The 13,952-nt window shown below is 68.2% G+C and carries 12 protein-coding genes; 7 read left to right on the top strand and 5 right to left on the bottom strand.

The genetic code is table 11. The features are described 5' to 3' along the window. The first annotated feature begins 26 nt into the window (after nt 1–26). Both GV015_RS13675 and GV015_RS13670 read left to right on the top strand, forming a co-directional pair. Complete coding sequence (locus tag GV015_RS13675; protein ID WP_159878857.1) at nt 27–1,238, top strand: sensor histidine kinase; 1,212 nt, start codon at nt 27–29, stop codon at nt 1,236–1,238. Then, nucleotides 1,235–1,939: a response regulator transcription factor gene (locus GV015_RS13670; protein WP_236555465.1), complete on the top strand. Its 705-nt coding sequence runs from the start codon at nt 1,235–1,237 to the stop codon at nt 1,937–1,939. The genes GV015_RS13675 and GV015_RS13670 overlap by 4 nt, the downstream gene beginning before the upstream one ends. A gap of 111 nt (nt 1,940–2,050) precedes the next feature. Here the strand turns inward: GV015_RS13670 and GV015_RS13665 are convergent, their stop codons facing one another. Then, a complete protein-coding gene (locus GV015_RS13665) occupies nt 2,051–4,423 on the bottom strand; it encodes an excinuclease ABC subunit UvrA (protein WP_201299393.1) in 2,373 nt (790 codons plus the stop codon). Between the two features lie 166 nt (nt 4,424–4,589). Here GV015_RS13665 and GV015_RS13660 point away from each other — a divergent pair, with 166 nt between their 5' ends. Further along, nucleotides 4,590–5,183 carry an HdeD family acid-resistance protein gene (locus GV015_RS13660; RefSeq protein WP_159878856.1) on the top strand — a complete coding sequence of 198 codons (594 nt, stop codon included), beginning with the start codon at nt 4,590–4,592 and terminating at the stop codon, nt 5,181–5,183. A 73-nt stretch (nt 5,184–5,256) separates the two neighbouring features. Here GV015_RS13660 and GV015_RS13655 read toward each other — a convergent pair whose 3' ends face one another. Continuing rightward, nucleotides 5,257–6,021: an SDR family oxidoreductase gene (locus GV015_RS13655; protein WP_079705991.1), complete on the bottom strand. Its 765-nt coding sequence runs from the start codon at nt 6,019–6,021 to the stop codon at nt 5,257–5,259. A gap of 194 nt (nt 6,022–6,215) precedes the next feature. On the opposite strand from GV015_RS13655, the gene GV015_RS13650 reads away from it, so the two are divergent. From GV015_RS13650 to GV015_RS13635, 4 genes are all read left to right on the top strand, one after another. After that, nucleotides 6,216–6,707 (top strand): NfeD family protein, encoded by a 492-nt coding sequence (locus GV015_RS13650; RefSeq protein WP_064296968.1) that lies wholly within the window; start codon nt 6,216–6,218, stop codon nt 6,705–6,707. Nucleotides 6,708–6,709: 2 nt separating this feature from the next. Further along, nucleotides 6,710–7,729 (top strand): SPFH domain-containing protein, encoded by a 1,020-nt coding sequence (locus GV015_RS13645; protein WP_086473235.1) that lies wholly within the window; start codon nt 6,710–6,712, stop codon nt 7,727–7,729. Between the two features lie 7 nt (nt 7,730–7,736). After that, entirely contained in the window at nt 7,737–8,516 is a 780-nt protein-coding gene (locus tag GV015_RS13640; protein WP_159878855.1) for a glycerophosphodiester phosphodiesterase family protein, read from the top strand. A gap of 127 nt (nt 8,517–8,643) precedes the next feature. Continuing rightward, complete coding sequence (locus tag GV015_RS13635; protein ID WP_064296965.1) at nt 8,644–9,006, top strand: RNA polymerase-binding protein RbpA; 363 nt, start codon at nt 8,644–8,646, stop codon at nt 9,004–9,006. A gap of 60 nt (nt 9,007–9,066) precedes the next feature. Here the strand turns inward: GV015_RS13635 and lnt are convergent, their stop codons facing one another. From lnt to tatC, 3 genes are read right to left on the bottom strand one after another with little or no spacing between them, the layout of a single operon-like run. Further along, nucleotides 9,067–10,650 carry an apolipoprotein N-acyltransferase gene (lnt, locus tag GV015_RS13630; protein WP_236555463.1) on the bottom strand — a complete coding sequence of 528 codons (1,584 nt, stop codon included), beginning with the start codon at nt 10,648–10,650 and terminating at the stop codon, nt 9,067–9,069. After that, entirely contained in the window at nt 10,647–13,067 is a 2,421-nt protein-coding gene (locus GV015_RS13625; protein WP_159878853.1) for an RNA helicase, read from the bottom strand. Before GV015_RS13625 ends, lnt begins: the two co-directional genes overlap by 4 nt. Continuing rightward, the gene (tatC, locus tag GV015_RS13620; protein WP_071260381.1) at nt 13,064–13,825 is read right to left on the bottom strand and encodes a twin-arginine translocase subunit TatC; all 762 of its coding nucleotides are present in this window, start codon (nt 13,823–13,825) and stop codon (nt 13,064–13,066) included. The genes GV015_RS13625 and tatC overlap by 4 nt, the downstream gene beginning before the upstream one ends. Nucleotides 13,826–13,952 lie beyond the last annotated feature (127 nt).

Raw genomic sequence — 13,952 nt, 5'->3', positions numbered from 1 at the left:
GAGCTCAGCGTGGAGGTGGCAAGGGTATGAGTGCGATCCAGCCGGTCGTGGACGCCGCGGAGGTCGACCGTGTCCTCGGCACACGCGTGCTGCGCTGGTTCAGCGCCCACCAGCGTGTGGTCGACGCACTGGTCGCTGTGACCTGTCTCCTGGTCCAGGCGCTCGGGCTGGTCCTGCCGGGTGCGCAACCGCTCTGGCCGGGGTTGCCGTTGGTGATCCTCTCGAGCGCGCTCCTGTTGTGGCGGCGTCGGTATCCGCGGGCGATCCTCGTCGCCGTCGCGCTCGCGAACACGGCGGGTGTGGTCCTGCCCGCCCCCGTCGCACCGGTGACGCTGCCCGCCGCCGTCGCACTGTATACGGTAGCCGCCATGCTGCCCACCAGAACCGTGCTGTCGGGCTATGCGGTCCTCGTCGGGCTCCCTGCGGCGGGACTGCTCGTCCGTCTGCTCATGACGGGTTCGTCCCAGGCCCCGTCGTTGCTGGAACCGCTGGCGCTGCTCGCTCTCGCCGCAGGTGTCGCCGCCCGCGGTGTGACGCAGCGACGAGCGGCCCTCACACAACTCGTGAACCAACGACTCACCACGGCGCGGGTGGTGGAGCGGCAGCGGATCGCCGCGGAGATGCACGATGTCGTCGCCCACTCGCTGTCGACGATGATCTCCCTCGCGGACGGGGCGTCCAGCGGCTGGGAACGGCACCCCGAGCGGTCGGCCCGAGCGCTCGCGCAGCTGGGTGGCGTCGGGCGCAGCGCGCTGGGCGAGATGAACCGCGTCCTGCAGATACTCCGAGAGGGGGATGCGGTGCTGGATCAGCGCCTGCACCGGTCGGGACACAACGTCTCCGACGTGGAGGAGGTCGTCGAGGTCTTCCGCAGCACCGGCATGCCCGTCACGCTCACCCGCTCCGGCGGGGCCATGCCGGAGCAGCCCGCTCTGGTGACGACGGTGTACCGGATCGTCCAGGAGTCGCTCACCAACGTGTTGCGGTACGCCGTCGACCCCACGCGGGTCGAGGTCGGCATCGACGTGGCGCCCGGCACCGTCGCGGTTCGGGTCACCGACGACGGCCGCATCGACACCCACCGAACTCGAGCTCCGAGCCAGGGGAGTGGGCAGGGCCTTCCGGGTATCGCCGCTCGAGCCGCGGCGTACGGCGGCACGAGCGAAGCAGGGCCCTGCGCGGGCGGGGGCTGGTCGACGAGCGCGACGCTGCACATCGACCGAGGAGCAGCGACGTGAGCACGACCAGTCCCTCGATCATCAGCGTGCTGGTGGTGGACGACCAGGAACTCGTCCGGGTGGGCAGCGCGCTGACCCTGGATTCCGCGCCCGACATCGAGGTCGTGGGGGAGGCGGCGACGGGTGAGGAGGCGATTCGGCGTGCACGGGAACTGCGACCGGACGTCGTCCTCATGGATGTGCGGATGCCCGGGATGGGCGGCGTCGAAGCGACCAGGATCATCACCACGGTCCACCCGGCCACACGCGTCCTCATCCTCACCACCTTCGACATCGACGAGTACGCGTTCGGAGGCCTCGACGCGGGCGCCAGCGCCTTCCTGCTGAAGAGCACCCCTCCAGACCGGTTGCAGGAGGCTGTTCGGACGATCCATGCCGGCGAAGCCGTCGTCGAACCCAGGATCACGAAGCGACTCATCGAGCACTATGCCTCCGGTGGACGGTCGCGCGAGCACGGGGGAGCAAGTGGGACAGCCCACCCGCTGGACCCGCTCAGCCCGCGCGAGCTCGACGTGTTCGGATGCATCGTCGCCGGGCTCTCGAATCGTGAGATCTCCGACGCACTCCACTTGTCGCCGTCCACGGTCAAGACGCACGTCAACCGCATCTTCGCCAAGTTGCACCTCCGCGACCGGGTCCACGCGGTGATCCTGGGACAGGAGCTTCGAACCCGCGCCGTGGGGCGGGTCAGATTCGACTGAGTTGACATAATGTGCATTATCAGCTCTTTCCAGCCCGCCGCGAGCGGGGTCCGATCGGGTCACGTCCGCCTGCATCACCGACCTGAGGATCGCGGCGACGACCGGGGCGCGTCAGGAGCCGATGTACCGAGCGAGATGTTCTCCGGTCAGCGTCGAGCGATCGGCGACGAGCGCTGCGGGCGTCCCGGTGAACACCAGACGTCCGCCGTCGTGACCTGCGCCGGGTCCGAGGTCGACGATCCAGTCCGCATGCGCCATGACCGCCTGATGATGCTCGATGACGATGACCGACTTGCCGGAGTCCACCAACCGGTCCAGCAGCCCGAGCAGGTTCTCCACGTCGGCGAGGTGCAGGCCCGTCGTCGGCTCGTCCAGGATGTAGACGTCGCCCGAATCGGCCATCTGTGTCGCCAGTTTGAGTCGCTGTCGTTCGCCTCCTGACAGGGTCGTCAACGGCTGTCCGAGGCTGACGTAGCCGAGCCCGACGTCGACGAGTCTCGCCAGGATGAGGTGCGCGGCGGGCGTCCGGGCCGGCCCGTCGGCGAAGAAGGCCTCGGCCTCCGTCACCGACATCGCGAGCACCTCGCTGATGTCCCGCTCCCCCAACTGATATTCCAGAACGGAAGCATCGAACCGGCGACCCTCGCACACCTCGCAGACGGTCGAGACGCTCGCCATGACGCCGAGATCGGTGAAGACGACGCCGGCACCGTTGCAGTTCGGGCAGGCTCCGGCCGAGTTCGAGCTGAACAGCGCCGGCTTGACACCGTTCGCCTTCGCGAACGCCTTGCGGATGGGCTCGAGCAGGCCCGTGTACGTCGCCGGGTTGCTGCGACGCGAGCCGCGGATCGGGCTCTGGTCGACCGTCACCACGCCAGGACGCCCGGCGACCGAGCCGTGGATGAGCGAGCTCTTGCCCGAGCCGGCGACACCCGTGACGACCACGAGGACGCCGAGCGGCACGTCGACGTCGACACCCTGCAGGTTGTGCCGGTCGGCGCCGCGGATCTCGATGACACCGGTCGGTCGACGCAGCGCCGGCTTGAGCGCTGCGCGGTCGTCGAAGTGACGTCCGGTGAGCGTGTCGCTCGCCCGGAGGCCGTCCACGCTCCCCTGGAACGTCACCTGTCCCCCGCCGGTCCCGGCACCGGGGCCGAGGTCGACGACATGGTCGGCGATCGTGATCGTCTCCGGCTTGTGTTCCACGACGAGGACGGTGTTCCCCTTGTCACGGAGCCGGAGGAGCAGTTCATTCATCCGCTGGATGTCATGCGGGTGCAGTCCGACGGTCGGCTCGTCGAACACGTAGGTCACGTCGGTGAGCGACGACCCCAGATGGCGGATCATCTTCGTCCGCTGCGCCTCCCCACCAGAGAGGGTGCCAGTCGTGCGGTCGAGCGACAGGTACCCCAGCCCGATGGCGACGAAGGAGTCCAGCGTCTCCTGGAGGACCGTCAGGAGTGGGCGCACCGACGGCTCGTCGAGCGCCCGGGTCCACGCCGCGAGGTCGCTGATCTGCATCGCGCACAGTTCGGCGATGTTCCGACCGGCGATGCGCGAACTCCGTGCGCCCTCGCTCAAGCGGGTCCCCTCACACGCCGGACACGTGGTGAAGGTGACGGCGCGGTCGACGAATGCGCGGATGTGCGGCTGCATCGCCTCGCGGTCCTTCGAGAGGAACGACTTCTGCACCTTCGGGATCAGGCCCTCGTAGGTCATGTTAATGTCACCGACCTTGACCTTCACCGGCTCCTTGTGGAGGAAGTCGTGGAGCTCCCGCTCCGTGTAGTCCTGGATGGGCTTGTCCGCGTCGAGGAATCCGGATCCGGTGAAGATCCGCACGCCCCAGCCGTCGGGTGTGTAGCCGGGGATCGTGAGTGCACCCTGGTTGAGCGACTTCGTGGCGTCGTAGAGCTGGGAACGGTCGATGTCGTTCACGGTCCCCATCCCCTCGCAACGAGGGCACATGCCGCCGGTGATCGAGAAGCTCCGCCGTTCCTTCGTGCTCTGTCCCCCGCGCTCGATGGTCACCGCTCCGGCGCCGCTGATCGAGGCGACGTTGAAGGAGAAAGCCTGCGGAGACCCGATGGACGGGTCTCCGATACGACTGAAGAGGATGCGCAGCATGGTGTTCGCGTCCGTCGCCGTGCCCACCGTCGAACGTGAGTTCGCGCCCATCCGCTCCTGGTCGACGATGATCGCCGTGGTGAGTCCCTCGAGCACGTCGACGTCGGGCCGCGCCTGCGACGGCATGAAGCCTTGGACGAACGCGCTGTAGGTCTCGTTGATCATCCGCTGCGACTCGGCGGCGATCGTCCCGAAGACGAGTGAGCTCTTCCCCGAGCCGGACACACCGGTGAACACGGTGAGGCGGCGCTTCGGGAGGTCGACGTCGACGTCGCGCAGATTGTGCTCGCGGGCACCCCTGACCCGGATGACGTCGTGGCTGTCGGCGGCCCTGGTGTGCATCGGCGTCTCGCTCATGGCGATCAGCGTATCCGTCGTCATCGTTGGCGTCTCGCCTCGATCGGCAGTGGACCCGCGCGACATGAAAGGTCATGCTGTGAAACACCTGTGTGAATGCGTCACACTGGTGGAACGCACCCGGTCTGCTCGGGAGCGCCGCACTGCCCACCGTCAGGAGCCCACCATGTCCGAATCATCCACCACCACCTACACGCTGAACTCCGCCAAGCTGACCGCGAGCCAGATCTCCGGTGTCCGATGGGCCTTCGCCGTCGGTGGGATCCTCACGATCCTCTTGGGTGTCTTCCTGCTGGTCGCGCCGAAGGCCTCGCTGGTCGCCGTCGCGTGGATCTTCGCCGTCTACTTCCTGGTCGCCGGGATCGCCCGCATCACGCGTGGCGTCGTCGCTCGGGAGCACGGCGGACTCTGGCGGGTCCTCACGATCGTGTTCGGTGTGCTGCTGCTGGCCGCCGGCTTCTACATCTTCATCGATCCGCTGCTGGGCATCGGCGCACTCGTCTTCGTGATCGGTGTCTCCTGGATCGTCGAGGGCGTGGCCTCGCTGTTCGACTCGGCACCGGACGTGTCGCGGTGGATCACCATCCTCTACGGCGTCATCAGCGTCGTCGCCGGCGTGTTCGTCCTCGCGAACCCGCTGCTCGCCGCCGTGACCCTCCTGCTTGTCACCGCGTTCTTCCTCATCGCGGCCGGCGTCGTCGAGATCATCCAGGCGATCACCTTCGGCAAGCAGGTGAAGCGGGCCGGTCTCGCCGGCTGACATCTGGTGGCAGGACGACGAACGCCCGGTCCCTCGAAGGACCGGGCGTTCGTCGTCGTGTCAGGATCGTCGATTACTCGGCGATGAAGTCGCTCGTGTCCCCCACGTAGCGGGTGTGGTCCTCGGGGATCGGGTCCACGGCGGCCGAGGCGACCTCGGCCGCGAACTCACCCACGTTGTAGAGACGACCGGCCGACTCCTTGCGCGAGCTGATCGCACCGGGGTTGGCGCGTTCGAGGAGGGTCGCGGTGATGGTCCCCTCGATCATGTCGCCTGAGACGACCACGAACTCGACACCGGCCGCGTCGAACTGGTCCTGCTTGGCGCGGAGCGCGTCCTCGCCCGCACGCTTGGACGTCGCGACCGGGACGTACTCGGGCATCGTCGGCGTGGTCCGGATGAAGTGCGCCTGGTGGCTCGTGACGAACACGATCCGCGAGCCGGGGCGGAGCAGCGGGAGGGCGTGTTCGACGACGCTCACCTGTGCGTCCCGGTTGAGCTGCATGGCGTAGTCCTCGGCCATGCCGCTCTCCATCCCTCCGGAGGCGTTCAGCACCAGGACGTCGAGGTCGCCGAGTTCGGCCTTCGTCGTCGCGAACATGGCGGCGACCGAGGTGGGGTCGGTGAGGTCGGCTCCGACCACCAGGGCTTGCACACCGAGGGCTCGCACTTCGTCGGCGAGCTTGACGGCGCGAGCCTCCTTGTTCCGGTAGTTGATCACGACGTTGGCGCCGGCACCGGCGAAGTACCGGATGGTGTCGGCACCGATGCCGCGGGACGAGCCCGTCACGAGGACGTTCTTCCCGGAGAGTGATCCGGCGGCCAGGGGGTTCGTCACGTGAGGGCTCCTTCAGATCTGGGGCCGCTCATCGGCGGCTGGTTCCAGCCAACGACCTTACCAACAACCGGCAGACGGATCCGGTTCGGCGGTCCACCCAGCTGATAGCGTTGAACCCGACCGGCGCACCGTCTCGCGCTCCCCCGGACTGCGAGGCGGCAGACGCGAGAGCCGATCCGGGAGGAATCCGCACCATGGACGTCATCACCGAGTACGCCTGGATCGCCTGGTTGGTCCTGATCCTCGTGTTCGTCATCATCGAGATCCTGTCGCTCGAGTTCACCTTCCTCATGCTCGCGCTCGGCGGCACCGTCGGGCTGCTCTCCGGCCTCCTCGGCGCTCCGTGGTGGCTCCAGCTGCTCATCGCAGCCGCTGCCGCCCTCCTGCTCCTGTTGGCCGTCAGGCCGCCGCTGCTCCGAGCGCTGCAACGCGGCGCGGACCCGGCGAAGAGCAACGTCGACGCGCTCCTCGGCATGCCGGGGCTCGTGCTCTCGACGGTGACCCCGCACGGTGGCCAGGTGAAGCTCGGCAACGGCGAGGTCTGGACCGCCAGGACCCCGCACGACTCCCCCGCGTCGTCCCTCGAGCCCGGCACGCGCATCGTCCTGTCCGTCGTCGACGGTGCCACCGCCGTCGTCGTCCCCGTCCCAACCCACCCGGCACCGCTGGGCGAGCAGAAGGAGTAGTCGTGAACGACATCTCATCAGGAGCGATCATCGGCTGGGTGATCGCGGCCATCGTCGTCATCTTCGTGCTGGTGGTGCTGTTCCGATCCATCCGCATCATCCCGCAGGCGAGTGCCGGCGTGGTCGAGCGGCTCGGCAAGTACCACAAGACCCTCTTGCCGGGTCTGAACCTGCTCATCCCGTTCATCGACCGGTTGCGGCCGCTCATCGATCTGCGCGAGACCGTCGTCTCCTTCCCGCCGCAGCCGGTGATCACCGAGGACAACCTCGTCGTCTCGATCGACACGGTCGTCTACTTCCAGGTGACCGACGCGCGAGCCGCGACGTACGAGATCGCGAACTACCTGGGAGCCGTCGAGCAGCTGACCACGACGACGCTCCGAAACGTCGTCGGCGGGCTGAACCTCGAGGAGGCGCTGACGAGCCGCGACGAGATCAACAGCAAGCTCCGCATCGTGCTCGACGAGGCGACCGGTAAATGGGGTATCCGCGTCGGACGCGTCGAGCTCAAGGCGATCGACCCGCCGCTCTCCATCCAGGACTCCATGGAGAAGCAGATGCGGGCCGAGCGCGACCGTCGAGCCCTCATCCTCACCGCTGAGGGAACCAAGCAGTCGGCGATCCTGACGGCCGAGGGTGCGCGGCAGGCTGAGATCCTCCGCGCCGAGGGTGATGCCCAGGCAGCCGTGCTCCGTGCTCAGGGTGAGGCGTCCGCCATCCAGACGGTGTTCAAGGCCATCCACGACGGCGACCCCGACGAGAAGCTCCTGGGCTACCAGTACCTGCAGATGCTCCCGAAGCTCGCGGAAGGCCAGGCGAACAAGCTCTGGGTCATCCCGAGCGAACTGACCGAGGCGCTCAAGGGCATCGGCTCCGCCTTCGGGCCGGGGAACACCCGCGACCCTGCGGCCACGGCACGGGCGGCGGCCGCAGCTGCGCAGGCGCCCTCCTTCACCGCAGCGCCGGCCTCGTCGCCCCAGACGCCACCGGCGCCGACGACCCCCGTCCAGCCCGAGGGCTGAGCACGCGGTGACGACAGCGGTCCTCCCCTACTTCCGTCCGGCCCGTCCTCGGGTCCTCGCCCATCGAGGGCTGGCCGGGCCGGGGGTCCCCGAGAACACGCTGTCGTCCTTCCGCCGAGCCCTGGCTGCCGGCGCCGAGTACGTCGAGACCGATGCGCACTGCACGCGCGACGGACACGCCGTCCTCTTCCACGACCCGTCCCTGCGCCGCATCACGGGCGATCCGAGACCGATCGCCGACCTCGAACTCGCGGAACTCCAGCGGATCGACCTCGGCGGCGATCGCATCCCGACGTTGTCCCAGGCGCTGGCCGAGTTCCCCGGGGCACGCTTCAACCTTGACATCAAGGCCGCGGCAGCGGCTGCACCGGCGGCCGCCGCGATCATCGGTGCCGGCGCGGCCGATCGGGTGCTCGTCACCTCCTTCGACGAGGGCAGACGTTCCGCGATCGTGCGGGCCGTGGGGCTGGAGGCCGGTGCCGGCTCCGTGGCCTCATCAGCGTCGGCCCGGATCCTGCTCCGCGTCCTCCCCGCGGCCACCCTCGGTCTCCGCGGAGCACTCCGTCGGTCGCTCGACGGTGTCCAGGCGCTCCAGGTGCCCGAACGGTTCCGCGGCGTGCCCGTCGTGACGAAGCGTCTCCTCACACAGATGCACGCTCTCGGCGTCGAGGTGCACGTGTGGACGGTCAACGAGCCCGCCGACATGCGACGCCTGCTGGATCTCGGCGTCGACGGCCTCGTCACCGACCGTTGTGATCTCGCGCTCGAGCTGGTCCGCTCGCGCTGACGGGTCGGCTCGCCTCCGCTGGCGCGTCTGCAGCTGGGCAGGAGCTGAGAGCCGGATGGGTGAACGGAACAGTTTACCCAGCTTGTGGGTTTATAACTGTGGATGCCGAGCGAGAGGAGACCACACAATGGCAGATCGCAGTTTGCGCGGAATGCGCCTGGGCGCCCAGAGTCTACAAACGGAAGAGGGCGTCATATTCTCGGCGCGGAGCAACCACATCTACCGGTGTCAGAGTTGCGAGCGCGAGACCACCATGACCTTCGCCGCCGATGCGGAAGTCCCCGAACTGTGGGAGTGCCGCCATTGCGGTGCGGAGGCCGTCCTCCTCGTCGACTCGAAGCCCGTCGTCGTCGACCGCGGTGACGTGAAGACGCCCCGCAGCCACTGGGACATGCTGCTCGAGCGCCGCTCGCGCGATGAGCTCGAGGAGCTGCTCGAAGAGCGGCTCTCGTATCTCCGCGCCCGTCGCGGCCAGCAGAAGAGCGCGTGACACCGAGCGCTTGACAGGCCTCCCCTCGATCGGCTGATCCGGTATCGGATCAGCCGATCGTCATGTCCGGGGACGGTTCGAGACGCGCCGGGGCCTGGCGGCGAACCCGGCGAGGACCAGCGAGGCGAGTCCCATGCCACCGATGAACATCTCGAGCTGGTGACCGAATGCCATCGACGGCGTGACCGTGTCCGTCAGCGGTACCTCGGAGACCATCGACCCGGGACGGAAAGCCGGGATGCTGTCGATCGTCGAGCCGTCGGGCCCGATGATCTGGCTGGTCCCCACCGTCGAGATGTTCACCACGGACCGAGCCGATTCGATCGCCCGGAGCCGTGCGATCGCCAGCTGTTGCTGGTTCTCGTCCGTCTGCCCGAAGTCCGCGTTGTTGGTCTGGGCGAACACGATCCGCGCGCCGCCCGACACAGCGTCGCGGGTGAGCTGGTCGTCTGCGATGTCGAAGCAGATGCTGATCCCTGCGAGCACGCCGTCGATGTCGAAGACGTTGTCCTTCGTACCCGGGGTGTACTCGCGCTGGATGAGGCCGATGAGGTCGGGTGCGAACGGCTCCCAGAACTTCCGGTCCGGGACGTATTCGCCGAACGGGACCGGGTGCTTCTTGTCGTAGACGTCGCGGACGCCGTCCGAGGCGTCCCAGAGGAGTGACGAGTTGTAGTAGCGGTCGCCGCGTTGGGAGATCGCACCGACGACGAACGGTGCGTCCATGCGACGGCTCAACGCGTCGAGGGCCGCAGCCGACTGGGGAACCCGCTGCGGGTCGAGGTCTGCGCTGCCCTCGGGCCAGACCACGACGTCGACGTCCGCGTCGAGCACCTGCAGCGTCTCGTCGATCTGCGTCTGCATGACGGTGCCGGGTGCTGCGGCATCGAAGTAGCCGGCGGGGCCGTTGCCCTGGATGGCAGCCACCCGCATGCTCCCGGTCGTCGCCGTCGGCCATGCCGGCACGACGAGCACCGCGATGACCGCGAGGACCGCGGTCCCGACCCTGCTGACCGTCGGGAGCTCCGCGGTCGCCGCGAGCTGCAGGGCGAGTGCCACGAGCAGCACCATGAGGAACGACAGCCCCGAGAACCCGACCCAGGCGACGAGCGGTGCGAACGGGCTCTCGGACTGGCTGAGCGCCATCCTCGCCCACGGGAATCCGCCGTAGGGCCAGGTGCTCACGAGCGTCTCGCGGGCGGTCCACAGGGCGGCGACGACCGCGGCGGTCAACCAGACGCGTCCCCCGATCCCGGGGAAGGCGCGCGGCACCCAGCGGTACGACAGGGTGATGAGCACGGCTCCGAGCGCGAAGAAGATGGCCTCGAGCGTCGACAGTGCCGCCCACGGGACGGGACCCAGGTAGGCGGTCGCCCACTCGATGTGGATCAGGTAGAACGACTCCCCCGCCAGGAAGCCGACGAGGAGCGCACCGCCGATGCTGCGCCCCATGAGGGTGAGGAGGACGAGGGCGATGCCGACGAACGTCAGGGGCCAGACCCCGCGGTCCGGGAAGCCGGCGTCGAGGACCGGGCCGGCGGCGATGGCCACGACGGCCGCGAGCCAGAGCGGGAGCGGCGGACGACGGTCGACCAGCGCGTCGATCGGTCGGAGCCGGTCGCTCCGACGATGCAGGGACCTCACAGCGAGCTGTACGCGACGATGCCGCGTCGGATCGAGTCCAGCGCCTCACGCGAATGACGACCCACCGGTCCGTCGACGACGCGGAGCTGATCGAGCAGGTCGATGGTCTGCTTGCACCACCGTACGAAGTCGCCGGCGGCGAGTTCCGCCTCGATGAGCACGGTGTCGAGGTTCGCACCCTTGGCCCACTGATGCATCGCGAGGGAGAGGCCGGTCGAGATCGGGTTGCTCCCCGGGAGGCGGTGCTCCCGTTCGCTGTCGTCGAGCCGGCTCCAGAGGTCCTGCGTCCGTTCGAGCGCGGAGCGGAACGGGCCGCGGGGCAGGAAACGCTCCGGGGTGTTCTGCTCCTCACGCCGTGGTTCGTACACGATCGCGGCGGCTATCGCCGCGAGGGATGCGGCATCGAGGTCGTTCCAGGCACCGGTTCGCAGGCATTCCGCCACGAGGAGGTCCCGTTCTCCGTAGATGCGCTTCAAGGTGCGTCCGGGAGCCGCGACGACGACCGCGCCGTGCTCGTCGCGTGCCAGGTACTCGTACTCGAGCAGGACGTCGACGACCCGGTCGAACACGCGCGCGACCGCGCCCGTCCGCGTCTGGATCTGCTGCCGCAGCTGGTCGGTCTGCTTCTTGAGCTTGAACCATCGTTCCGCCCAGCGAGCGTGGTCCTCGCGGTGCGGGCAGACGTGGCAGGCATGAGCCCGCATCCGCTTGCGGAGTTCGGCGAGCTTGCGTTGGCGACGGTCCTTCGACGCGCGCGAGCCGTTCGGTTCGCCCTTGCGTTCGAGGTCCGTGAGCTCACGGCGAATGCCCGCGTACTCGACGAAGTTCCCGAGGTGGCAGGCCATGGACTTCTCGTAGCCGGCGAGCGACGACTCCTGCTCGCGCACCTTCCGGGCGATCCCGACGACGGCTCGGTCCGCCTGGAACTGTGCGAAGGACGACTCGAGGATCTGACGGGTGCGTTGACGGCCGAACTGGTCGATCAGGTTGACCGCCATGTTGTAGGTCGGGCGGAAGCTGGAGTTGAGCGGGTAGGTGCGTCGGGAGGCCAGCGAGGCGACGGACTGCGGGTGCAGCCCCTCGGTCCACTGGATCACGGCGTGGCCCTCGACGTCGATGCCGCGGCGTCCGGCACGCCCGGTGATCTGGGTGTACTCCCCCGGGGTGATCGGGACGCGTGCCTCACCGTTGAACTTCTCGAGCTTCTCGAGGACGACCGTCCTGGCCGGCATGTTGATGCCGAGCGCGAGGGTCTCGGTCGCGAAGACGACCTTCACGAGCTTCCGCCGGAAGAGCTCCTCGACGACCTCCTTGAACGCCGGGAGGAGACCGGCGTGGTGGGCGGCGACGCCCCGCTCCAGACCGTCGAGCCACTCCCAGTAGCCGAGGACGGCGAGGTCCTCGTCGAGCAGGGTCCGGCAGTGCTCGTCGACGATCTGGCGGATCTCGTCGCGTTCGTGCGCCTCGGTCAGCCTGATGCCGGAACGGAGGACCTGCTTGACGGCCTGGTCGCACCCGACACGGCTGAAGACGAAGAAGATCGCAGGGAGCAGGTGGTGGTCGTCGAGCATCTGGACGAAATGCCCACGGTCGAGCTTCTCAGCCCGATGCGGGGCTCGGCGCTGGTTGTAGCGGCTGACGTCCTTGTATTGACGGCTGTTCGGCGCACGGCCACCGAACTGCGCCATGCGGACGAGCTCCGGGTTGACCTGATGGGTGTCGGCGAGGCTCGGCGCGGCGAACAGGTCGATGAGTTTGTTGCGCATCAGCACGTGCTGGGTGAGGGGCACCGGTCGCTCCTCGGACACGATCACGGCGGTGTCGCCGCGGACGGCCTGCAGCCAGTCACCGAACTCTTCGGCATTCGACACGGTCGCGCTCAGCGACACCATCCGGACGGCCTGCGGGAGGTGGATGATGACCTCCTCCCACACCGCTCCGCGGAACCGGTCCGCCAGGTAGTGCACCTCGTCCATGATCACGAAGGCGAGGTCGGTCAGCGCGTCGGAGTCCGCGTACAGCATGTTGCGGAGGACCTCGGTCGTCATGACGACGATGCGGGCGTTGCCGTTCACGTTCGTGTCGCCCGTGAGCAGGCCGACGTGCTCGGACCCGTACTCGGCGGTGAGCTCCTGGAACTTCTGGTTGCTGAGCGCCTTCATCGGCGCGGTGTAGAAGACCTTGCCGCGGTCGCCGTGCATGGCCAGCGCGATCGCGAACTCGGCGACGATGGTCTTGCCGGCACCCGTCGGTGCTGCGACGAGGACACTGCTGCCGTTCTCGATCCGCTCGCACGCCTCGAGTTGGAACGCGTCGAGGTCGAAACGCTGCCTCGCGCGGAACTCCTGGAGCCTCGGTGTCGCGTTCCGGACCGCTGCTGCCCGATACCGCTCGGCAGGGGAAGCGGTGTCGCTCATGCGAGCCCCGCGCTACCGAGTTCGGCGTCGATGCGTCGCTGCCGCTTGGCCGCACTGCGGTCGTGGAGGACGGCGACGCCGTAGGCCGCGAAGTACAACAGGACCATCGGGATCGCCAGGACGAACATCGACACGATGTCGGCGGCAGGCGTGGCGATGGCCGTGAAGAGCACGATGACGAGAATCGCGACCCGCCACGCCTTGATGATCGCCGCTGCCGAGAGCACGCCGACGAAGTTCAACAGGACGAGGAACACGGGCAGGACGAAGGCGACACCGACCGCGAGCACCAGCTTCAGGACGAAGTCGTAATAGGTGGTGGCGTCGAGGAAGTTGGCCGCCGCCGTCGGGGTGAAGCCGAGCATGAGCTCGACGATGTGCGGCAACACGAACCAGCCCGCGTAGCAGCCCGCGAGGAACAGCGGCACGGCGGTCGCGAAGAACCCGATCGCGTACTTCAGCTCCTTGCGCGTCAGGCCGGGCACGAGGAACGCCCAGATCTGGTAGAGCCACACCGGGCTGGACAGGACGACGCCGGCGGTGAGGGCGATCTTCATCCGCAGGTCGAACGCGCTCGTGACGTTGGTGAAGTTCAGGAACGCCTGCCCGCGATCGTCGGCGATGACGAGGATGGGGGCGCTCATCGCCTCGATGATCCACTCGGAGGCGATGAAACCCGCGACCATGCCGACGATGATGCCGATGGCGGAGTAGAACAGCCGCTTCCGCAACTCGACGAGGTGCTCGCCGAGCGACATCCGCCCTTCGCGGTTCTGTTTCTTGGGACGCTTCTCGGTCAGGGCCACGGCGACATCGTCCGTTCCTGAGCAGCGTGTTCGAGGCGCACTCGTCGGGGGCCAGGTGCTGGCGTCATCGGGCTCGGGT

Source organism: Plantibacter sp. T3, assembly GCF_902506515.1.
Taxonomy (GTDB): Bacteria; Actinomycetota; Actinomycetes; order Actinomycetales; family Microbacteriaceae; genus Plantibacter; species Plantibacter auratus.
The sequence above is the reverse complement of the archived record's forward strand: the minus strand, read 5'-3'. Positions and strand labels throughout refer to the sequence as shown.